Consider the following 20,847-nt stretch of genomic DNA (forward strand, 5'->3'; position numbering starts at 1 on the left):
CTGAAAAGATCCGAATCCGTAAGCTTCGCCTGCCAGCCGTGGCTGGGACTTCGGTCACCGGTCATCGGTCTTCCAACAAGCCAAGCAAAGAAAATATGGCAAATGCATGATCAAGGATAAAAAGAAAAACATAGTATACCCTCGAGCTTTTTAAAACCCCAAGGCTTGGTGCTTTTTAAAAAAACTGCTTCATTTTTTCTAAACCTGTCCGGGCGACGACATCGGCATCCATGGCATATAGACTTGGATTGAAGAGCTCAAGGGAGAGAATCTTATTTCCGCCCATATTCTTTAAGGTCTGTGCCACTTCCGCCAAAGGCCCCACACCATCCCCAGGATATACCCGATGCTTGTCCTCTTGCTCTGTTCGGGCCAGGGTGCCGGGGAAATCATTCATATGGAAGACTTCTACTGCATTCCCACTGAGAAGTTTGAGCCCATCAAAACCGGAATCTCCACGGAAAAGATGATAAATATCCGGCAGCAATCGGGCATCCGGGTCATTGGCCATGGCTGCGACTGCCAGAGCCTGCCCCAACTGATAGAAAGGTGGAAAGGCTCCCCAAAACTCCAATTGTGGCATACAGCCGGTTTTGCGGCCAAGCTCCAGAAGTTGAGCATACTTTTCTCCAGCTTCAAATAAGTCCACCGGCGCTTCTGCACCGATTGCAGGAGCGGCGATGCGCTTGCAACCAATGGCTGCGAGCTGATTCATTTCCTTTTCGATTTGGGCAAAGCCTTTTTTGCTTTTCTCCTGGTCCTGCGCCATCCATGTCGCAAATCCAATGGCATTCACCGCTTCTATTCCCGCATCGTCCAATTCCTTTTTCAAGGCTTGGAGACTTTTTCCAGACTCCAAATAGGCATCGATTTCCATCATCCACAGTTCGATTCCATCGTAGCCTGCCCGCGCGGTGATAGTAATCATTTCTGAGAGGCTCAGCTTTTGCCCCCGTATAGTGGAGGTGTTCAATGAAAATCGAAACTGTTGTAGCTTTTTGTCTTTTGCCTTCGTCTGTATCAGTGGTGCTGTTGCGGCTAGGGAGGTAAGGGCGAGGGTCTTGAGGGCTTGTCGGCGATTGGTCATAATAGGTTTTTAACAATTTGGTGGAGGCATTTTCCCTTCTATCGATAAAGGAAGCCACTTAAAGATATTTTTAAAAATAGAAAATCTCGGATTAGAAACTCTTGTAATTTCGACCATGCGTAAAATAATTTTTTCTTTAGGTAGCTGGGTATTTTTGACGGTTTCGTCATTCGGTCAAGCTGTCAGCGAGAATCTTCAAAATCTGGATAAGTACCAGGAGCAGCTTCCTTTCTTTCAGGAGCTCATCACTGGTGCGCAGTATCCGGAGCCTCCGAGGAATTATGATGGGTTTCCTTTTTTGGATACCCGTTCTTTCGAAAATGGGGGACTGACCATCAATCGGGTTTTTTATCCCGATGTACCTTTGCTTTATGATATTCGCTATGATCAGGTGATCACTTTTCATCCCCTCTTTTCGCAGAAGCTTTTGATCAAGCCCTCCAAAATTGACGGCTTTGTCCTGTCTGACGGGAAAGAGTTTGTGCAGCTGAGCGGGAATGAAGGATATCTGTATGACAAAAATGGTTTTTATGAAGTGATTGCTTCCGGGGATTTCAGGCTTCTGTCCAAGCATTACAAACTAGATAGACGAGCAAGGGAATTGGGGGATTATATTGGCTATTACGATGAGTACGAAGATTTCTTTTTGTACAAAGCAGGAACTTTTTACCCAGTCAAGAAAAAGAAAGATGCGATCAAGGTGCTCGGAGTAGAAAAAAAGGCGATTCGCGAAAATCTTACTCGCCAAAGAATCTATTACAATAAGGATCGAAGAAAGTATCTGACCGCTTTGCTCCAGCTCGCCAACTCACCCAGAACTGATCAATGATGAAAGCGATACGAATATCACTTATTTTAATTATTGGACTCGCTGTGACGCAGGTTTGGGCACAGACTTCGGCAAAGTTTACCGGTTTCTACGCAGGCTTGAGCTTTGAGCGATTTGCCGAAAAGATCGAGTCCGAGAGCGATTTTCGCTTTTATTTCGACCCCATGCTGGTGGAAGGAATTACGGTCAATATTCAGGTAAATGAAACCGGGCTTTCGGATCTTTTGAGTAGCGTTTTGGAAGAAACGGATTTGGAATTTTCTATTTCTCCTGATGGAAAGGTTTTTATAACCAAAGGTGAAAAGCTCACTGTGGACTTCGCTAGAGGATATTTTGACCCGAAAGTAGATGTGGAAAGTACCTCCGGGAAGAATGCTTCTGCCATGGGTGCCTTTGCCCGAAATATGCGCTTTGAAATTGGTAAGGAAAATGAAGATCCAGCAAAGAGGACGGCCGTCTTACGAGGGAAAATCACCAATATCGACAATGGTGAACCGATGTTGGGGACAGTGATCTTCGAAAAGGTAGATTACCAGAAAGCCATTACCGACGAAAATGGAATGTACCGACTGGAGCTGCCGAAGGGTCGACATACCTTGATCGTCCAAAATCCAGGAGGCTATCAAGAGCAACGTCAAATCGAGCTCTTTGGGGATGGAGTATTGGATATGGAGGTGCAGGAGAATTTCCTTTCCCTTGACGAAGTAGTCGTGAGTTCGGGTGCTTTGAACAATATCAATAAATTGGATATGGGCGTGCAGGCTATCAGCATAGCCGATGTCCGGAAGTTACCTGCGATTCTGGGAGAGGTGGATATTTTGAGAGGTGTTTTGACCCTGCCGGGTGTGAATACCGTCGGAGAAGCCAGCGTCGGCTTCAATGTCCGCGGTGGTGCGGCCGATCAAAACTTGATACTTTACAATCAGTCCACGGTCTTCAATCCTGCACACGTTTTTGGCTTTTTCTCAGCGTTCAATCCCGATATGGTTTCAGGGGTGGAGCTTTACAAGGGCTCAGTGCCTGTCAATTATGGAGGAAGGCTTTCTTCCGTGCTTCAGGTGGAACCCAAATTTGGGCGAACTGATAAAATCGGAGGAAGTGGAGGCATTGGGATCATGACCGGTAGACTGAGTTTGGAAGGACCCCTTGGAGAGAATACCACCTTCATAGTGGGAGGAAGAACTACTTACTCGGATTGGGCTTTGAATCTCCTGGAGGATGAAGCAGCCTTGGAAGGATCGAATGCTTCCTTTTATGATTTGAATGCCAATCTCCGTCATACCTTCAATGACAAGAATCAACTCGAAATCACTTCCTATATCTCTCAGGATGATTTTGCTTTTGACGCGGATACGACCTATTCCTATCGCAATACCAACTTGGCTGCGACCTGGAGACACTACTTCAATGATCAACTGGAAGGTAGATTTACAGTGGGCTACGATGGCTATGAGTTTGGCATCATCGGAGAAGACAATCCTCTGAACGCCTACGAATTCAGCTTCGATGTCAAGCAATGGCACTTACGTGCGGATTTTGAATACAGAAAAGGAGAGGACCACTTGTATAAATTTGGGGTGCATGGTATTCAATATCAACTCAATCCCGGTACCAATCTACCTTTCGGCTCGGAGTCTATCGTGATCCCGGAGGATTTGGAAGATGAAAATGCGCGGGAGATTGCGGTGTATTTCGGAGATGAATGGACGATCAATGAGCGCTTTTCCCTGAGCTATGGTGGACGCTATATGCTCTATCAGCTTCTTGGACCTTTGACAGTCAATCAATATGTGCCTGGAGCTCCAATCACGGAGAGCAATGTGATAGGGGAGGAGACTTTCGGGTCAGGTCAGGTAGTTCAGACCTATCATGGTCCGGAGTTTAGACTATCGGGTCGATACACCTTGGATAATCAATCCTCAATCAAGGCAGGCTTTACCACCATGCGGCAAAACCTTCACCTGCTGTCCAATACCTCAGCGATTGCACCGACAGATAGCTGGAAGCTGAGTGACCGCTATCTAAAACCTCAAACCGGAGGTCAGGCTTCTGTAGGTTATTATCGAAACATGGCGCGAAATACCTTGGAGTTTTCCGGTGAAGTCTATTATCGCTACATGAATAATCTGCTGGATTATCGGTCTGGGGCAGATTTGATTCTGAATGAAAATATTGAGCAGGATGTCCTGAATTCTATCGGTAAAGCCTATGGAGTGGAGCTTTTGATGAAAAAGACTTCCGGCCTTTTGACAGGCTCCTTGGCCTATACCTACTCCCGTTCTTTGCTGAGGACTTCCGATGAACCAAGTATCGAAAAGATCAATAATGGGGAATTTTACTCCAGTAATTTTGACCAACCCCATCATGTGGTCTTGGTGACAAATTATGAGCTAAGCAAACGGGTCAATGTCTCCTTGAATGGAAATTACAGCACAGGCAGACCGGTGACTTTGCCGATTGCTAAGTTTGAATACGCCGGTTCGGAGCGAGTTTATTTCTCCGAAAGAAATGCTTACCGGATTCCTGATTACTTTCGACTGGATGCCTCAGTCAATTTGGAGGGAAATCATAAGGTTAAGAAACTGGCACATTCTTCCTGGTCCTTGGGTGTCTATAATTTGCTAGGAAGAAGCAATCCTTACTCGGTTTATTACACAGCAGTAGAAGGGCAGCTCCAAGGCTATCAGCTTTCTATTTTCGCCCGACCTATTCCTTTTATTACCTACAATTTCAAATTCTGATGCGGTATAACTTTCTATATATTTTATTTTTCCTTGGACTGTTTTCGGCCTGTCGGGAGCCTTTCGAGCCCGAGATCGATCCGGTCGATCTGGATGTTCTCGTGGTGGAAGGATACCTGGACTCAGAGGGGATTCCCAGTGAGCTGTCTCTAAGCTTGACCTCCAATATTCAGAGTGATGGATTCACCAATAACTTGGTCAATGGAGCAACCATTTATTTGGAAAATACCTCGGGGGCTCGTTTCTCGCTCACTGAGTTGGGAGATGGTAAGTATGAATTTGCACATGATATTTCAGAATCGGATGTCTATCGGCTTCGGATCTTTTTGCAAAACGGAGCAAGCTATACCTCGGAGGAACTAAGACCCATTATCACCCCTGATATCATCGATGTGGGATTTGATAAGAATGAAGATGGGGTGGAGATTTTCCTGACCACACAGGGTGATGAAAATGCCGATGACTTTCTCTGGACTTACGAGGAAACATGGGCTTTCAGGCCTCCCTTTACATCTTTAGACAAATATGTGCCAGAGACCCAAGAGATCGTGCCTCGTACGGATGAGGAGCGAATTGACCGTTGCTACTTGAGTCGTCCCAATTCGGATCTTTTGTTGGAAACTTCTTCCCGATTCGAGGATCAGTTTGTTTTCCGGCAGGCTATCCGACAGATCAATCAGGGAGACGAGCGACTTTCGCTTCGCTATAGTATTTTGATTTCCCAGAAAGCAATCAGCAAGGATGATGTGGAGTTTTGGGAGATTTTGAAGGAAAATTCGGATGATTTGGGGTCTATTTTCAGCCCGCTTCCATCCATCATCGGGGGGAATATCACCATGGATCAAAATCCAGATGCGCCAGTCATCGGACAGGTCAGTTTGGGAGTGGTTAAGCAAAAACGTCTTTACATCGATATTCGGGAGGTAGCTCCGTGGCCAGCAGAAGTGGAGGAATATTTTGGATGTGTTTTGGAGCCGGATACAGTCTTGGTTGCTAACTATGACCAGTATTTTAGAACTGGAGGAAATATTCCTACCACGCCAGTCTATCTTGAAAATGGCTTCATTCCGATCGGCTACCGCTATGCGCGGGCTTCCTGTGTAGACTGTACACGCAGAGGGTCAAATGTGAAACCTGATTTTTGGGAGGACTTCTGATGAATAGATTCTATCGCTTGAAATATTTCGCACCTATTTGCTGCTTGGTTTTCCTTCCGCTTTCTCTTTTTGCACAAAATGCCGTACCTGAAACAGTAGATTTTTCAGTTCCCAAGAATATTTTCTTCACTGGGGAGAAAGTTTGGATTCAAGCTTCGGCGTATCAAAACGATAAGCCAAGTACCTCACAGGTTCTCTACGTGGAGCTCCTCAATCGGGAAAATCAATCCGTTTACTTGTCTAAATTCTTACTTGAAAAGGGGGAGCTTTTTCATTTCTTAGAAATCCCGAAGGATATTCCTTCTGACCATTATCTTTTGCGGGTGTTTACCCGAATTAGTCCTTTGGTGGACTTGGAAAAGGGGCTCAAACAGCAGTTTGTAACCATTTTCAATCCAAAAATCCCACCAGCGATAGCGGAAGATCATCCCGGGTTTTTTGAAAATCTGCCTAAATCTGATACCGATCTCAGCCTTTCGAAGCCTCTTGCCAAAGCAGGAGAGGAGCTTAGTATTCGATCAAATGCTTTCAAAGAATCCACGAAACTTTTTGTGAAAGTTTACAATCCCTACCTGAAATATTCTGCCGGGTTGCCTTCTTCAGCCATTTATTCCGGAAAGGCTCAAGGTGAATTTTTGCCTGAGTTGTTTGGGCATATAGTAGCTGCTCAGATTGATCCGAGAACGGTCGATACGACGAAGGTTTATTTCCTTTCAGTGCATGGAAGGGAGTCTGCTTTGTACACGGATAGACCTGATGAAAAGGGGAAATTGTATTTCGATATTGGGGGATTGAAGCATTGGGATTTTATGATTGCTCAGGCAGATCAAAATGGGGAAATGCTAGACTTTGAATTCCTTAGCCCTGCTGTGAGAACTGAATTTGCGAGTGGGTTTTCTTTTCCAGAATTGAAAATCAGTCCCAATGATCAGCCTTTCCTTCAGGATTTGTTGATCAGTAGTGGAGTACAGACATTTTACACCGAAAAGTATGAGCAAGAACCCATACCGGTCGTGACAGGCTTTGTGGCAGATCGGACTTTTCTCTTGGATGATTACACGCGATTTGAATCGGTAGAAACAGTCATTAAAGAATACGTTCCGATGGTTTCAGTTCGGACTAGGCAGGGAAAAAAGGAGTTTCGATCAGTTAATGAGTTTGGAAATACCTTCTCCGGAAATCCCCTGATGCTTGTAGATGGTATGCCGGTTTTTGACTCGGATCAGCTTGCGGCTTTTAATCCTAAGAACTTTGAAAAGCTGGAGGTTCTGTCTCGAGTCTTCTATCTCAATGATCAGCGTTACGAGGGGGTGATGAGCTTCTCTTCCTATCAAAGTAATGTAGGAGGCTTCCCCTTACCTACCAACGCCTTCTTCAAGCAGACACCTGGCATACAAGTGCCGGTTCAATTGGAGCAAGAGACCTTCGGAGCTTCAAGCATAAATCGCGGTGATTTTAGATCCGTCCTTTTCTGGTCAAATGATCCGAAGGCTTCAAAATTGAATGGTGATGCACTAAACCTTAAAATCCCGGATTTGTCCTTGCCTTTTGAAGTGGAATTGAGGGAAAATGGGGAAGTGATCCGAAGGGCTTACTTCCGGGTTCAGTCTCCTGATTAATCCTTTTTCTTCAATTCCTTCGATAGGAAATCGCCCAACTTCTTTTGGTAAGTAGCCTCATCCGGATTTTCGGGTACCAAGGATTTTTTCTCGGGGAAACTTTCCATGTGGAGAGTCTGAGTAGGAAATGCAAATCGAACTCCAAGCGCATTGGCTAGTTTGACGGTGCTTATCAGGATTTCATGCCGAGCCCTGAGCTCTTCCGGCCAGGTAGGAACTGTAAAGAAAATGTAGAGCATCACGTCCTGACTGTACGCCGAAAGGTTATTGAAGTAAATATGAAAATAGTCCTTCCGGGTATCAGGGTGAGCTAAAACGATTTCTCGAAGCCCTTTGACAAACTTCTCGATCAATTCCGGCGGGGTGTCGTAGGTGACAGTCAAAGTGGTGTAAAATCTTCGATAGACGCGAAGTCCATGATTATCAAGGATGGCATCAGCCATTTTCCCGTTTGGAACGTACATCACGGAATTTCGGAAGGTTCGAACCCGGGTGGATCGAAATCCTACTTCCTCAACCGTACCGTCAATTTCTCCGGATGTGATCCAATCCCCCACTTGAAAGGGCTTATCGATAAAGATCATGACAGAACCAAAGAAGTTTTTGATGGTGTCTTGGGCGGCAAGTGCAATGGCTACACCACCAATGGAAAGACCGGTCAAGAAAGGAATGATATCGAGATTAAACCCATCTTTTAGGATGAAAAGTGTACCAATGAGGACCACAAATGCTTTGAGGGTTTTTCTCAAAAGCGGAACGAGCTGATCATCGAGCGTGGACTCTGTTTTGGTAGCTAATCGGGCAAAGTACATGGCCAGGACATTGACCAACTTGTAAAATATCAAGGTGATCAAAAGTGGCCTAAGCGTCCGTAGAATCACCACGAGCCATGACCAAATCTCTACCGGAAGCTGTAGCACCGGAAGTAGAAGAGATAGGATTTGAACTATCAAAAAGTAACTGACCACCTTCGCAACAGGAAGGAGGTAACTCTCTCCGAGTTTTTGAATATTTAGTTTTCTGAATAAGAAAACTAGGCCTTTATCAACCAAAAAGGTGAAAAAGAAATGGGCTATAAAAACAAATAAGATGATGAAAAAGAGCCCTGCTAATTGCCAGAGATAGAAGCCCAGGTATTTTTCATTTCCAATCTTAGGTAGAAGGTTGAGCAATCGATCCGTACCGTAAGGGTAGGTACTCTTGTGCATTTCTTCGATCTGACTGACCGTAAATGCTGAAAACTGCCACTGAGAGCCTACTTTTTCCAGGAATACTCCCGGAAGCTTATTGCGGTCAAAATAGTAGATTTTCTCTGCGACTATTCCTGTTGTGTCCTGATAGTCGGCGATTCTTGGGATTTGACTTGCTCGGATAATGATCCCTTGCCCCTCAAAAATCTGCTTAAGCTTGATACTTAGACTTTCCCCTTCGTCCTTTGAAACATCCGAGAGATTTAGAGCTTTTGCAGCCTGCTCAGGAGCAAAATTGGAATCCTCCAGATTGTAGAAAAAGGTCAGTGTGGTATGATAAGGCGTACTCAGGTTGGACCTTGCAGGATCGGTGATAGCTGCCGTATTATCCCGAATCAACTGCGCCTGAATCTGTAGGGAAATAGCAAATAGAAGGGGAAAACTTATAAATATTTTGCGAAACATAGCTCCGGTTTAGTTCTAATGTAAAATCCAATCAACTAGGCCGAAAGGAAATAAGTGATCATTTGATCACCCATGATGGTGTGTATGGCGTACTGATTTGCCCTTTGGTCAAAACTAATCTGAATCGGACCTGAACTATCCAACGGCAAGTTGGTCAGTAGGTTACCCGAAAGATCATAGAGATAAGTGAAGTTTTGCAGAGGGTCTGTCACTGCAAAAATCTGTCTATCCGATCCAAAATCAAAATATTGATACACAAGTCTTTCTTCAGAGACGCGGATATTAAACAAAACCTCCTGCTTGGAATTGAAGACCTTGAGCTGGTTGAAGGTTTTGGAAAGGATGATAAACTGATTCTGATTTTGATCAGGGATTAACTTGAATTCGCTGTCTCGATCATCTTTTTCCAGTTGATTTCGATTGACCACTTCTCCGTTGAAGTTCACTTCCATTACCTGGCCATCTGTGCTGACTCCGGTGAGGACAAATCGATTGGTGGTGGTAGATTTTCCAAAGAATAATTCAGACTGGAAGCTCGCGCTAAGGTCGAAAGGCGATCCGGATTGCTTTTCCCCTCTTCGATTGAAAAGATGAAGCTTGCCTGATGAAGTGAGCGTGCCCATGTAGTCCCCTACGCCCGGTACACGGTAGTGTCGCGGACTTTGAAGGCTATTCTCCGAGATTGGATTTGGGTTCCATCCCTCCAGTTTATTTCCGGTTTTATCCAGTAAAAGGAGGTTCGCAGACTCCGTTGCTACAAAGTACCGATAGTCTCGGGTATTGTCATAATCAACCAACTGCAAGTGAGTAATCGATTCTTTGAGATCAAAAGGATAGCCGGTCAATGGATTTCCAAGCCGGTCAATTCCGTAAATTTTATCCTTGGTGGCAAGAAGCAGCTGGAGTTTTCCATTCTTGAAATAGTCAACTTGAAAAGCATCACTGATTATAGGGCCGGATAGTGGATACCGATAGACTATATCTCCAGCTGAGTTTATGAGGTATAGCGTATGGTCCTGGTCCTGAAGGATCAAATCTTTTGAGTTGTCCTGAAAGTTGATGATCTCCTTTGGTCCCCAAATTAGCCTTTGATTGAATCTCAAGATCTGATCTGATTGGAGATTCACTTGATTTTCGGCGATTTCTATTTCTGGTGCTGTCTCATCAAAAGTGATCAAAATGCTGCTTTTAGATTCTTCCCCGATTTGATTTACCCGGAGTGTCAGATAAGGGAATGCACTAAATACTGGTCTGTATTTTTGGAAATAGGAACTCCAGGAAGTGTTGGTTAAAGTGGTCCATTTATTCCAGATTTCCTTGATTCGATAGGTCTGCGAGAAACCAGCACTTGGGCTTAATGCTGCCCTCAGATAATCTTGAATCGCATTACTATCCCAGGTATAGCCTCTGTTAAGATCGTCAAGAAGCATTTTGACCGCTTCTTGCGAATTGGCAAATAGAATGATATTAGCTCGACGAATCACAAAAGTCTGTGGAAAGCCCACAAACTTTCCTGAAAAAAGATAAGCGGGAAGTTCCTCCGTGGGAACGTAGAAAACTTCATCATTTCCATAAAAATCAGAATAGGTTTCACTTTCTTTTTGTAAGTAGTTTTTTAGAATCTCGAGGGGTTCATTGTCGTTGAGCAGTCTCGCTACCAAGATTAGATTTGAGCTGCCATCAGCTCTTGCTTCAAGTTCTTGTAGGTAAAATTCCCCACCAAACCCATCCAAAAATCCTTGATCAATTAAGTTTTGCTGCACTTCGGCTTGGATAGTGGATTTTGGGACGAAACCTCGATTTTCTAGCTGCTGAATTTCTGCTATCCCTTGTAAATTGAATTGGGTTAGAGAGACCGTTCTGGCAGAGATAGCTTTCTGAATTTCAGAAATATTCGCAGCAAGGGAAGGGGTGAAGGAAGGTGCTTCGCTGTAATCCAAATTCCCCTCAAATCTGATTTGATTAGCATCCAAAAAGAGTTCGTAAGCGACAGATGCATCAAGATTTTCCAAGGCCCGAATTTGCTGACTTTCTCTTTCCTTGCTTACTCCTTTCAGAAAGCTTGCAAGGCTTTTTCCTCTGAGCCAAAGCGTAGCAAAACCTTTTTCGCCAGAAGCTGTCAAGTCAGCCGGGATCAATTCCTCTGCGGGAACCTGAGACTTTCTAATTGCCTCCTCCACTAGAAATGATGATTCGGAAAGGACAAGGAGTCCATTTAAATAGGTGAAACTCATCAGTCGGGAGTCGGGGCCTTGGGTGACTTCAGTGATTTCAGTTTCAGAATAAGTTCTGGCTACCAGTTTGGTTTCTCCCGAAATATTGGATTTGATACTTGATAAAAGGTTTTCAAGAGAGGATTTATCCAATTGTAAAATATAGAGTAGATCAAAGCTTTCAGCTCCTGTGGGATGGTAGGAGATGGTTAGGTTGTTTCCATTGAGTAATCGGGATATTTGACCCTGGAATCCTGTGAGGCTGTCTAAGGTCGAGAGATTAGTGGCGATTTTTTCAAAGCTTGGGATGGTTTTGATTTTTTCCCAAAGTGGGTGATTGACCAGCTTATTCCAGCTTTGATCAGCTTGATCTGATTCTAGAACAAAAACGGCATTATCACTGATCAACTGTTTGTTTTCCAGCGTAGATGAGGAAAAATAATCGGAATAAAGCAGGTAGCCCGCAACTGTGGCAACCAGGATAATGGCGAGAATCAATGCACTTTTACCAATATTCAAGGGGCTGGAATTTTGTGGTTAAGGTACAAAAATTAGACCCGGAATGCAGCTTTTTCAAACTAGATCCCGGGTCTTTGAATTTAGAAGTTCAAATTACTTAGACAAATTGTCAAGTACATGCATTACTTCTTTCACGTGGCCTCTGGAAACTTCCAAAAGAGCCTTTTCTTCTTCGTTGAGATCCAATTCGATTACTTTTTCGATTCCGTTTTTGCCGAGGATGACCGGTACGCCAAGATAGCAGTCATCAATACCGTATTCGCCATCAAGCTTGATGCAGACTGGGAATACGCGACGCTGATTCTTGAGGATTGCCTCTACCATCTGAGCAGCAGCAGAACCAGGTGCATACCATGCGGAAGTTCCCATCAATTTTACCAATTCACCGCCACCGAATTTTGTTCGCTCGATGATTGCGTCCAATTTATCTTTAGCTACTAGCTCTGTCACAGGAATACCAGCAACAGTGGTGTAGCGAGGAAGTGGAACCATCGTGTCGCCATGTCCTCCCATCAAGATAGCCTGAATCTCTTTTGCAGAAACATTCAGCTCCTCTGCCAAGAAAGCTCTGTAGCGTGCTGTATCGAGAATTCCAGCCATACCCATCACTTTGGTACGTGGAAGGTTGGAAGAGAGGTGTGCCTGATAAGTCATCACATCGAGTGGATTAGATACTACGATGATGATGGCGTCAGGTGAATGCTTGATTACGTTTTCTGTTACAGACTTCACGATCCCTGCGTTGGTTTCGATCAAGTCGTCACGGGTCATCCCTGGCTTGCGTGGTAGGCCTGAAGTGATGACAACTACATCTGATCCTGCGGTTTTGCTGTAGTCATTTGTACTGCCGACTGTACGCGGGTCATATTGATTGATCGGGGCCTTTTGCCAGATATCCAAAGCCTTGCCCTCGGCTACGCCTTCCTTGATATCTACTAAAACAATTTCTTCCGCGATTTCGCGATAGGCCAAAACGTCAGCGCAAGTTGCTCCTACGTTTCCAGCCCCAACTACGGTTACTTTGCTCATGATTTTATAAATTTTTATGAATGAATTGCCTAAAAAGCGCCGCTAAGTTAATTAACAATGACAGGATTAGAAACCCGAAAGGAAATACTTTGTTGGATGGTATTTGACTTAAGGCTAAGCGGCTGTCAATTGTCACTCAAACATTTGCCGAAGGCTAAAAAATCCGAAGGACTCCCGATAGGAGCGGAAAAGTCGCTGATTGTTTTCGTTGTAATATTCTGCAAGCGATGTCATCACCTTGGCTTTGATTTTTGGATTGCTTTCGAAGATCTCCTGAATAGCAAAATGCGGGATCACGATCAACTCTGCCTCATCCGAACTGACAATCGCGGTGTAGATTCGTTTGGTGTTTTGTAAAAGGGAGTTTTCTCCAAATGCCTGGCCACGATTGATTTCCATGATCATCTCAAAATTGTCCTTCACATCTATCGTCAGATGCACTTGTCCTTTCTTGATCAAGTAGATGGCTTGACTAGGGTCTTTACTGAAAAAGACGACCTCATCTTTGACATATTTGCGGACATGCATGGCCGGTAAAAAACGGGAGAGCTCTTTATTTTTCAACTTTTCAAAAAATTTGATCGGCCTCATAAAATCAAAAGTCTGAAGCTCAGATTCGGTGTAGGATTTGGTAAAAGGATTTTGCATCAGTTTTTCTTTTTGAAATGTAAAGCAACCCGTGTAGCCTCGTCGCACTTGGCCCAGTCTGCAATCCGGTGGCCGATCACCCAGGCGATTTTTCCTTCCGAAACAAGCACCTTGACCTGATCTTTGTGCCAACGGTCTATTTTCAAATCTATCAAAAAATCAGAGACTTTTTTTCCGTTTTTCATCCCTAGAGGAATGAATTTGTCTCCCAACTCCCAAGTCCGGATAGTCAAAGGAAAACTCAGTCGATCCAAATCCAACTGGGCATTCTGACGGGACGTGTCAATTTTCCGGTCAAAAGGTTCTTTCAGTAATTCGTAGGTGCCCTCCGGGAGTACGAGTTCGATGTCTTTTTCATCTAGGATAACAGGATCAAACCGCTCTGAAATTGGCGCCAAAAGCAAGGCTTCCCGGTCTACAGTCAACTGATGAGTTGCGCTGAAGAAAACTTTCCCGCTTTCCTGATTTTTAGCCGAGTGGAGGGTTGATTCGGCTTGATCCGAGTTGAAGCCGTAGCTCCGAAGCCAGTAAAAAAGCAATGTGGTAGCACCTGCCTGATTGATAAAGCTCCGAAAAGGCAAGCTTTCTACTTCTGAATCTTTTTGAAGGTTTTGCGCTAGCCAAATTTCTGATAATCCACCCAGCGCCTTACCGGCATCCTGTAAGCGGTTAAAACTGCTGAGGAGGTTTTGCTTAGCATCTTCACTTACCTCATAGAGGGCGGGGAGTGCTTCCAGCCTGAGCTTGTTTCGCTTATATTCTGTTTTTTGATTCGAAGCATCCTCACGCCAAGTGATTCCATTTTCTTTGGCGAAAGCCAGAATCTCTTCTTTTGAAAAATGGAGTAATGGACGGATCAAGTAGCCCTTTTTATCCGCCATACCCTGTATCCCATCCAATCCGGTAGTACGCAGGAGATTTAGAAAGATCGTTTCCAACTGATCGTCCTGATGATGGGCAAGAACGATCCCATCCAAGGATCGCTTTTTTATTAAATCATCAAACCAAGCGTATCGAATGTCCCTAGCGGCCATCTGTATGGAGATTTTCTCATCCGTGGCTTTACTGGTGGTGTCCGGGTGATGGCTATGGAAAGGAATGCTATTTTCCATGCTCCACTTTTCAATCGAGGATTCATCTGCATCGCTTTCAGCTCCTCTCAGTCCGAAATTCACATGGCCGATCTCAAAGGGGATTCCTATTTCCAAAAGCAAGTGTGCCAAAACCATGCTGTCCACTCCTCCGCTACAGGCGAGTAGGTAGGTTTTAGAAGGAGACAAAAGGCCCCGTTTTTCGATATGCTCCTTAAATACTGTTAACATTGATCAAAAATAGCTTTTTCTACTAATTTTGCCCACTTGGACAAGTCTATGAACAGCCGCCTCAAATCATTTTGCCTGATAGCATTTTTATTCCTTCCGATTTTATTGGTTCGGGCTCAGGAAAACAATGCCTTGGAAATCCTTCGTGCAGACTCGCTAAAAGGTGCGATGGGTTTTGAAAGATTGCTTGGTTCTGTCCGAATGAAAAATCAAAGCACCTTGATCGAGTGTGATTCAGCTCATTTTTTCAGAGCAGATAATAAAGCCAAACTATATGGTCGGGTTTTTATCCGAAGTGAAGAAGATTCGGTGACCACCCGAAGTGCTTATGCAGAATATGACGGGAATACGAAACTGGCGAAACTTAGGACCAACGTAGTCTTCACCAATATGGAGACGACCGTTTACACTGATTATTTGGATTATGACCGAGCTGGAAATATCGCCTATTATTTCAATGATGGTCGGGTGGTAGACTCTACCAATGTCTTGACTAGTGAGAAGGGGCGATATGAAGTGAATCGGGAACGAATTACTTTCACCGATGACGTGGTTTTGGTCAATCCTGACTACACGATGAAAACCAATTTTCTGGTTTATCTCACCATTCCCAAAACTGCTGAAACCAAAGGGCTAACCAATTTGATTTCCAAAGATGGAAATACCCTGGATGCTTCGAAAGGGAGTTTTTACGATACGCAAGCGAAAAATTTCCGATTCTTTGATGGCTTGGTGGAGACCGAGACAAGTCGGGTCAAAGCCGATGAATTGCTGTATCGGGAAAATGAGGCTTATTATGAGGGGAAGGGAGATGTTCGAGTATTGAACAAGGAACGGGAGGTCGAAATATTTGGAGATCAAGGTCAATATTGGGAGGATCGTGGATACAGCTTGGTTCATGGCAACGCTCTGGTCAGAAGGTATTTTGAAACAGATACCCTGTACATGACTGCCGATACGCTGATTTCTCAGGATCACGAATCAGACTCACTAAAATACCTTTTGGCTTTTTCATCCATACAGTTGGTGAAGTCACAGATGTCAGGAATAGCCGATTCGCTGTCGTACAATTATTCAGATTCGACGATCCGCCTATTTCAAGATCCTGCTATTTGGGATAATAGAAGTCAGATTACCGCAGATTCCATGACGTTTTTCATTGAAAACGAACAGCTTCGGAAGCTTTTTGTAAAAAACAATGCATTTGCCGTCATGACTGATACCTTAGTCAATTTCAATCAAATGAAAGGCAGGTCTATGACGGGGCTTTTCGAAAATGGAGATCTAAATACATTGGATATCACTGGAAATGGCGAATCCTTGTATTATGCCTTAGAGGGTGACACCTTATTGCAGGGAGTCAATAGGACCCTTTCTGCCACGATCAAAATGACCTTTTCGGAGGGGCAATTGAAAAAGGTCAACTATGGGGTAAAGCCGGAGGGAAAGTTTATACCTGTGCAGGATATCGGTGAAGAGGGAGGGAAGCTAGAAGGTTTTGTCTGGCGAAAAGAAGAAAAGCCTACTATGGAGAAAATATTTGCTTGGAGGTCTGTCAATGAGGTGGATCTGGAAGCCGAAAATCTTTTTGAAGTTCCGGAGGCTGAAATCCGAATGCCTTCTGATGAAGAAATGCAAAAGTCCCTAGAAAAGTGGGATACAAATACCAATAAAGGCGGTTTGATCCCCTTGAAAAAGGTCAAAGGTTTTTCGAACGAATAAAAGCCGGAAATATTTTATAAAGGTTAACAACAATTAACCGCAAATTTTCGTCCCAAGATTACCTACTGCGTATTTTTGTGAGTATATTACTTCTCGAAAGTATCAGACGACAGGCTTATCGAATAGAATTTTACATGAAAGTTTTCCTTAGAATTTTTGCATGGGTTTTTGTGACCCTTCCGCTATTGGCGGAAGCACAAGAGGTCCGTGTGCTAAGTGAGGGACTTTCATTCGATGGCGACATCGGTGCATCACAGCGGAAAACCATCATCCTTCAAAACGAATCCGAGGTTGAAAAAACCTATTTCCTGAAAAATATCAGTGGAGATATTGGTTCTTCGCAGGAGATGAAAATCTGTATCGGAGATGCCTGTTTTGATGCAAAGCGAGATTTAGCCAAAATAAAAGTAACGCTAGCTCCGGGAGAGATTATTACGGATCTTTATTTGGAGTTTTCTCTTGGTATCGCAGAGACTCGTGGAGCCTTTGCTTTAATCTTTGTGAATACGTCTAATATTCGGGAATCATTTATTGTCCAAGCTCAATACGATGTCACTGACCCTGCCAAGAAAATCGATGAATCGGATTATGACGCAATTACTATTTCTGAGGTCTATCCTAATCCAAGCAATCGGGTAGCACAACTAGATTACAAGCTGAAAAAGCGAGAAACATTAGCTAAAATCACCATAAATAGCTTTATCGGAAACCCAGTAGCAGAATATGAGCTAGATCCTGAGCGCTCCTCTTTACTGATCAATGTTTCAGATTTCAACCCAGGAGTATATTTCTACACATTATTTGTTGACAATAAAAATATTGTCACCAAAAAACTCGTTGTGAAGAAGTAAACTGAGCCACCCTATCCATTTGAATACCAACTATTATCCCGTATATTTGCGGTCTTGAAAATGAATATGCGAAAAGTCCCCTTTATTTTACTTGTTTTTGTCACTCTTAGCCTCTCCTGTGGCCCATTTGCCAAGTTGGAAAAAAGTACCAACTGGGAGGAGCTCTACGAAGGTGCCAATGACTACTATCAAAAAGGAGAATACAACAAGGCAATCATTCTTTATGACAAGGTGATTCCTATCATCAGAGGTAGCGAAAAGGCAGAATTGGCGGATTACAATTACGCTTATTGTCATTTCAAAACTAAGCGATACATCGAATCTGCCGGTTATTTCAATAATTTCTACAGGACATACAACCGAAGCCCTTTGGCAGAAGAAGCCCTGTTTATGCATGCTTATTCCCTTTTTCTAGATGCTCCTGATTTCAATTTGGATCAGCAGAGTAGCCAAGAGGCAGTAGCAGCAATTCAGCAGTTTGTGACGAGGTATCCCGGCTCGGATAGTTATGAGCGAGCTTTGGAAATGTTGACCGACTTAGAGAAGCGGTTTGAGCAGAAAGCCTATGAAGAATCGATGATGTATTACCGTTTGAAAGACGGCTTATTTCCAGGAGACTTTCTGAGAGCCTGCATTGTCAATTTCCAGAATTTCGCAAAGGATTATCCTGATAGTGAATACAACGAAGAGTTGGCCTACAAACTGGTAGAGGTAAGTACAGAGTATGCTGTAAACAGTATTTTCTCCAAAAAAGAAGAGCGACTCAACGATGTATTCCAATATTCGATGAATTTCTACCGAAGATATCCAGATAGTAATTTCACGGCAGAGGTGAAAGACTATGAAAATACAGCTCGTGAAGAGTTGAATAGTCACCTAAAGGTGAAAAGAGATATTGCGGAGCGATCCGAAAAAGCTGCTGACACTACCTCAGTCAGCGCAATAAAACCAACAGAAGAAATTAAACAACGATAAACATGGCAGTTAATCCATCAATCATTACCCGAGATTTGGACAAAGTATCCGAGGAGACCGGGAACATCTATGAGTCTATCCACTTGGTAGGTCAGCGTGCAAAGCAGATTTCCAATAACCTTAAAGAGGAATTGAATGGCAAGCTTTCTGAGTTTGCTTCTACAGTAGATAACCTTGAAGAAGTTTTCGAAAACAAGGAGCAAATCGAAATTTCCAAGTTTTATGAGCGTATGCCAAAACCATCTACTTTGGCAATGGAAGAATATCTGGATGGGAAATTATACCACAGATATCCTGAAGAAGAAACTGAATAATGAATCTCGAAGGAAAGCGAATACTTCTTGGAGTCACAGGTAGCATTGCTGCCTATAAGTCCGCTTTCTTGGTCAGATTATTAGTAAAGGCAGGAGCAGAGGTCCAAGTCATTATGACGGCCTCTGCTCTTGATTTTATAGGCCCTTTGACCCTAGCTACCCTTTCCAAAAATCCAGTTTTACATACTTTCCAAAAAAATGAAACGGGCACTTGGAACAACCACGTGGAATTGGGGCTTTGGGCAGACTTGATGATCATTTCGCCTCTTTCAGCCAATACCCTTGGGAAAATGGCAAATGGGCTTTGTGATAATCTACTTCTAGCTACCTACCTATCAGCAAGATGTCCGGTATGGGTAGCTCCTGCGATGGATCTAGATATGTATCAGCATCCATCCGTCAGAAAAAATCTAGCTACTATTCAAGGTTTTGGAAACCGACTACTGGATGCCGAAAGTGGAGAATTAGCTTCCGGGCTATCTGGCCAGGGTCGGATGATGGAGCCTGAAAAGATTCTAGAAGAAATACAGCGATTTTTTGAATCCAAAGGTGATTTTTCCGGTAAAAAGGTAGCCCTCACCATGGGACCGACTCAAGAAGCGATTGATCCTGTTCGCTTCATCAGCAATCATTCAAGCGGTAAAATGGGACTAGCACTCGCCGAGGCGTTCTTGGAAAGAGGTGCGGAGGTTTGGGTGATTTCAGGTCCTGTGGCTATTCCTGTGAATAAAGAGAAGTTTCACTGGAAAGATTTGGACAGTGCAGAGGAGATGTTTCATGCAGCCTCAGCTATTCATAGTCAGATGGACATCGTCGTGTTCACGGCTGCGGTGGCAGATTATGCACCGGCTACCGTCGCTACCGAAAAAATCAAGAAGGATGAGGATGCTATGCAGATTCGCCTGAAGAAGAATGTTGACATCGCGAAAGAGTTGGGAAGTAAAAAGCAGCCCAAACAATTTCATGTAGGCTTTGCACTCGAAACAGAAAATGAAGAGTTTCATGCAAAGGAGAAGCTTCAGCGCAAGAATTTTGATCTAATTGTTCTCAACTCCATGAAAGAAAGTGGTGCAGGTTTTCGTTTGGATACCAATCGGGTGACTGTTTTCTCCAAAAATGGAGGTCAGTGGAAATCTCCACTCGCATCTAAGTCGGAAATCGCCCAATTGATCCTGGATCATATCAAGCGGGAGAGCAGTTGGACGCTGATCTGATTTTTTCTTTATTGTAAGAGAATGACAAAAATAATCAGCTTTCTTTCCTTGTTTCTGCTGGCCGGAATTGTAAATGCCCAAGAGCTCAACTTTACAGTCACGATCAACAGTGAGCGCTCCAATCTTCAGAATACGGATATTTTTAACCAAATGAAGGCTAGTTTTGAGCAGTTCCTTAATGGACGATCATGGACCACTGACGAGTTTCGGCCGGAGGAGCGGATCAAGGGAAATTTACTGATTACCATCAATGAGGCCACAACGGTAGGGTCATTTTCTGCAACTGTTCAAGTGCAAACCGTACGGCCGGTTTACGGAACCAATTATGAAAGTCTCCTTTTCAATTTTGCCGATCGAACTTGGAATTTTGAGTTCATCGAATCTCAACCCCTGGAGTTTAACCGCTTTACCTTCCTTAATAACATCTCTTCGCTTTTAGCTTACTATGCCAATATCGCCCTTGGTTTAGATTACGATAGTTTTCAGAATAAAGGCGGAGATCCCTTTTTTGCAGTTGCCAATGATATAGTAAATAATGCCCAACAATCCGGTCGAGCAGGCTGGGGGCAAAGTAACTCCGACCGGAGAAATCGATTTTGGTTGATCAATGATATTTATACATCTTCTGTATACTCCTCGATTCGAGAGGCGTATTACCTCTATCATAGACAGGGATTGGATATTTTGCAGATAGACCCTGAGAAGGCCTACCAAAATATGCTTGAAGCAATTCGCTTGGTGGCAGAGGCCAATAAAGCACAACCCAATGGGATCTTCACGATTTCCTTTATGGATGCCAAAGGAGATGAGATAGCACAGGTATTAAAGAATGCCTCTTTTGAGATACGGACAGAAGCAGTAGAATTGCTGCTGGAAGTGGATCCAAATAATGCGAGAAAGTACAACGAGCTGCTGAAAAGCTAAGCTTGATTTTTTAGCTTTGTACAAACGT

General features: G+C 43.8%; 16 protein-coding genes. 10 read left to right on the forward strand and 6 right to left on the reverse strand.

Translation table 11 applies throughout. The annotated features are described in order from the left end of the window. Positions 1-175 precede the first annotated feature (175 nt). Entirely contained in the window at positions 176-1,087 is a 912-nt protein-coding gene (locus tag G457_RS0103510) for a sugar phosphate isomerase/epimerase family protein (protein ID WP_026945227.1), read from the reverse strand. A 115-nt stretch (positions 1,088-1,202) separates the two neighbouring features. Between G457_RS0103510 and G457_RS20970 the strand changes: the two genes are divergently transcribed. From G457_RS20970 to G457_RS0103530, 4 genes are read left to right on the forward strand one after another with little or no spacing between them, the layout of a single operon-like run. Further along, positions 1,203-1,916, forward strand: coding sequence for a hypothetical protein (locus tag G457_RS20970; RefSeq protein ID WP_051260689.1), 714 nt, complete (start codon positions 1,203-1,205; stop codon positions 1,914-1,916). Continuing rightward, the gene (locus G457_RS0103520; RefSeq protein ID WP_155847072.1) at positions 1,913-4,657 is read left to right on the forward strand and encodes a TonB-dependent receptor; all 2,745 of its coding nucleotides are present in this window, start codon (positions 1,913-1,915) and stop codon (positions 4,655-4,657) included. The genes G457_RS20970 and G457_RS0103520 overlap by 4 nt, the downstream gene beginning before the upstream one ends. Continuing rightward, a complete protein-coding gene (locus G457_RS0103525; protein WP_026945229.1) occupies positions 4,657-5,814 on the forward strand; it encodes a DUF4249 domain-containing protein in 1,158 nt (385 codons plus the stop codon). Before G457_RS0103520 ends, G457_RS0103525 begins: the two co-directional genes overlap by 1 nt. Beyond that, the gene (locus tag G457_RS0103530) at positions 5,814-7,433 is read left to right on the forward strand and encodes a TonB-dependent receptor plug domain-containing protein (RefSeq protein ID WP_026945230.1); all 1,620 of its coding nucleotides are present in this window, start codon (positions 5,814-5,816) and stop codon (positions 7,431-7,433) included. The genes G457_RS0103525 and G457_RS0103530 overlap by 1 nt, the downstream gene beginning before the upstream one ends. On the opposite strand, the gene G457_RS0103535 is transcribed toward G457_RS0103530, so the two are convergent. The 5 genes from G457_RS0103535 to tilS form a co-directional block, all read right to left on the reverse strand. Then, positions 7,430-9,088, reverse strand: a complete 1,659-nt coding sequence (locus G457_RS0103535) for a mechanosensitive ion channel family protein (protein ID WP_026945231.1) — start codon at positions 9,086-9,088, stop codon at positions 7,430-7,432. The two genes, G457_RS0103530 and G457_RS0103535, sit on opposite strands and share 4 nt — an antisense overlap. Positions 9,089-9,123: 35 nt before the next feature. Beyond that, entirely contained in the window at positions 9,124-11,820 is a 2,697-nt protein-coding gene (locus G457_RS0103540) for a hypothetical protein (protein WP_026945232.1), read from the reverse strand. A gap of 93 nt (positions 11,821-11,913) precedes the next feature. After that, positions 11,914-12,849: a malate dehydrogenase gene (gene mdh, locus G457_RS0103545; protein WP_024284817.1), complete on the reverse strand. Its 936-nt coding sequence runs from the start codon at positions 12,847-12,849 to the stop codon at positions 11,914-11,916. A 132-nt stretch (positions 12,850-12,981) separates the two neighbouring features. Beyond that, a complete protein-coding gene (locus G457_RS0103550; RefSeq protein WP_026945233.1) occupies positions 12,982-13,497 on the reverse strand; it encodes a Crp/Fnr family transcriptional regulator in 516 nt (171 codons plus the stop codon). Beyond that, positions 13,497-14,819 (reverse strand): tRNA lysidine(34) synthetase TilS, encoded by a 1,323-nt coding sequence (tilS, locus tag G457_RS0103555; protein WP_026945234.1) that lies wholly within the window; start codon positions 14,817-14,819, stop codon positions 13,497-13,499. Before tilS ends, G457_RS0103550 begins: the two co-directional genes overlap by 1 nt. Positions 14,820-14,867: 48 nt before the next feature. Here tilS and G457_RS20975 point away from each other — a divergent pair, with 48 nt between their 5' ends. The 6 genes from G457_RS20975 (at position 14,868) to porD (ending at position 20,819) form a co-directional block, all read left to right on the forward strand. Further along, positions 14,868-16,541, forward strand: coding sequence for an OstA-like protein (locus G457_RS20975; protein ID WP_051260690.1), 1,674 nt, complete (start codon positions 14,868-14,870; stop codon positions 16,539-16,541). Positions 16,542-16,675: 134 nt separating this feature from the next. Continuing rightward, positions 16,676-17,392 (forward strand): T9SS type A sorting domain-containing protein, encoded by a 717-nt coding sequence (locus tag G457_RS0103565; RefSeq protein ID WP_026945235.1) that lies wholly within the window; start codon positions 16,676-16,678, stop codon positions 17,390-17,392. Between the two features lie 66 nt (positions 17,393-17,458). Beyond that, positions 17,459-18,367 (forward strand): outer membrane protein assembly factor BamD, encoded by a 909-nt coding sequence (locus G457_RS20980; RefSeq protein WP_155847074.1) that lies wholly within the window; start codon positions 17,459-17,461, stop codon positions 18,365-18,367. Between the two features lie 2 nt (positions 18,368-18,369). Next, positions 18,370-18,681: a DNA-directed RNA polymerase subunit omega gene (locus G457_RS0103575; protein WP_024284823.1), complete on the forward strand. Its 312-nt coding sequence runs from the start codon at positions 18,370-18,372 to the stop codon at positions 18,679-18,681. Then, positions 18,681-19,895: a bifunctional phosphopantothenoylcysteine decarboxylase/phosphopantothenate--cysteine ligase CoaBC gene (coaBC, locus tag G457_RS0103580; RefSeq protein ID WP_026945236.1), complete on the forward strand. Its 1,215-nt coding sequence runs from the start codon at positions 18,681-18,683 to the stop codon at positions 19,893-19,895. The genes G457_RS0103575 and coaBC overlap by 1 nt, the downstream gene beginning before the upstream one ends. A gap of 21 nt (positions 19,896-19,916) precedes the next feature. Continuing rightward, positions 19,917-20,819, forward strand: coding sequence for a type IX secretion system protein PorD (gene porD, locus G457_RS0103585; protein ID WP_026945237.1), 903 nt, complete (start codon positions 19,917-19,919; stop codon positions 20,817-20,819). Positions 20,820-20,847: the final 28 nt, after the last annotated feature.

Source organism: Algoriphagus marincola DSM 16067 (assembly GCF_000429405.1).
Lineage (GTDB): Bacteria > Bacteroidota > Bacteroidia > Cytophagales > Cyclobacteriaceae > Algoriphagus > Algoriphagus marincola.

What these genes read in the sequence shown, in the direction of transcription:
- G457_RS0103510 (WP_026945227.1), bottom strand. Translation starts at nt 1,087, where the DNA reads ATGACCAATCGCCGACAAGCCCTCAAGACCCTCGCCCTTACCTCCCTA.
- G457_RS20970 (WP_051260689.1), top strand. Translation starts at nt 1,203, where the DNA reads ATGCGTAAAATAATTTTTTCTTTAGGTAGCTGGGTATTTTTGACGGTT.
- G457_RS0103520 (WP_155847072.1), top strand. Translation starts at nt 1,913, where the DNA reads ATGATGAAAGCGATACGAATATCACTTATTTTAATTATTGGACTCGCT.
- G457_RS0103525 (WP_026945229.1), top strand. Translation starts at nt 4,657, where the DNA reads ATGCGGTATAACTTTCTATATATTTTATTTTTCCTTGGACTGTTTTCG.
- G457_RS0103530 (WP_026945230.1), top strand. Translation starts at nt 5,814, where the DNA reads ATGAATAGATTCTATCGCTTGAAATATTTCGCACCTATTTGCTGCTTG.
- G457_RS0103535 (WP_026945231.1), bottom strand. Translation starts at nt 9,088, where the DNA reads ATGTTTCGCAAAATATTTATAAGTTTTCCCCTTCTATTTGCTATTTCC.
- mdh (WP_024284817.1), bottom strand. Translation starts at nt 12,849, where the DNA reads ATGAGCAAAGTAACCGTAGTTGGGGCTGGAAACGTAGGAGCAACTTGC.
- G457_RS0103550 (WP_026945233.1), bottom strand. Translation starts at nt 13,497, where the DNA reads ATGCAAAATCCTTTTACCAAATCCTACACCGAATCTGAGCTTCAGACT.
- tilS (WP_026945234.1), bottom strand. Translation starts at nt 14,819, where the DNA reads ATGTTAACAGTATTTAAGGAGCATATCGAAAAACGGGGCCTTTTGTCT.
- G457_RS20975 (WP_051260690.1), top strand. Translation starts at nt 14,868, where the DNA reads ATGAACAGCCGCCTCAAATCATTTTGCCTGATAGCATTTTTATTCCTT.
- G457_RS0103565 (WP_026945235.1), top strand. Translation starts at nt 16,676, where the DNA reads ATGAAAGTTTTCCTTAGAATTTTTGCATGGGTTTTTGTGACCCTTCCG.
- G457_RS20980 (WP_155847074.1), top strand. Translation starts at nt 17,459, where the DNA reads ATGCGAAAAGTCCCCTTTATTTTACTTGTTTTTGTCACTCTTAGCCTC.
- G457_RS0103575 (WP_024284823.1), top strand. Translation starts at nt 18,370, where the DNA reads ATGGCAGTTAATCCATCAATCATTACCCGAGATTTGGACAAAGTATCC.
- coaBC (WP_026945236.1), top strand. Translation starts at nt 18,681, where the DNA reads ATGAATCTCGAAGGAAAGCGAATACTTCTTGGAGTCACAGGTAGCATT.
- porD (WP_026945237.1), top strand. Translation starts at nt 19,917, where the DNA reads ATGACAAAAATAATCAGCTTTCTTTCCTTGTTTCTGCTGGCCGGAATT.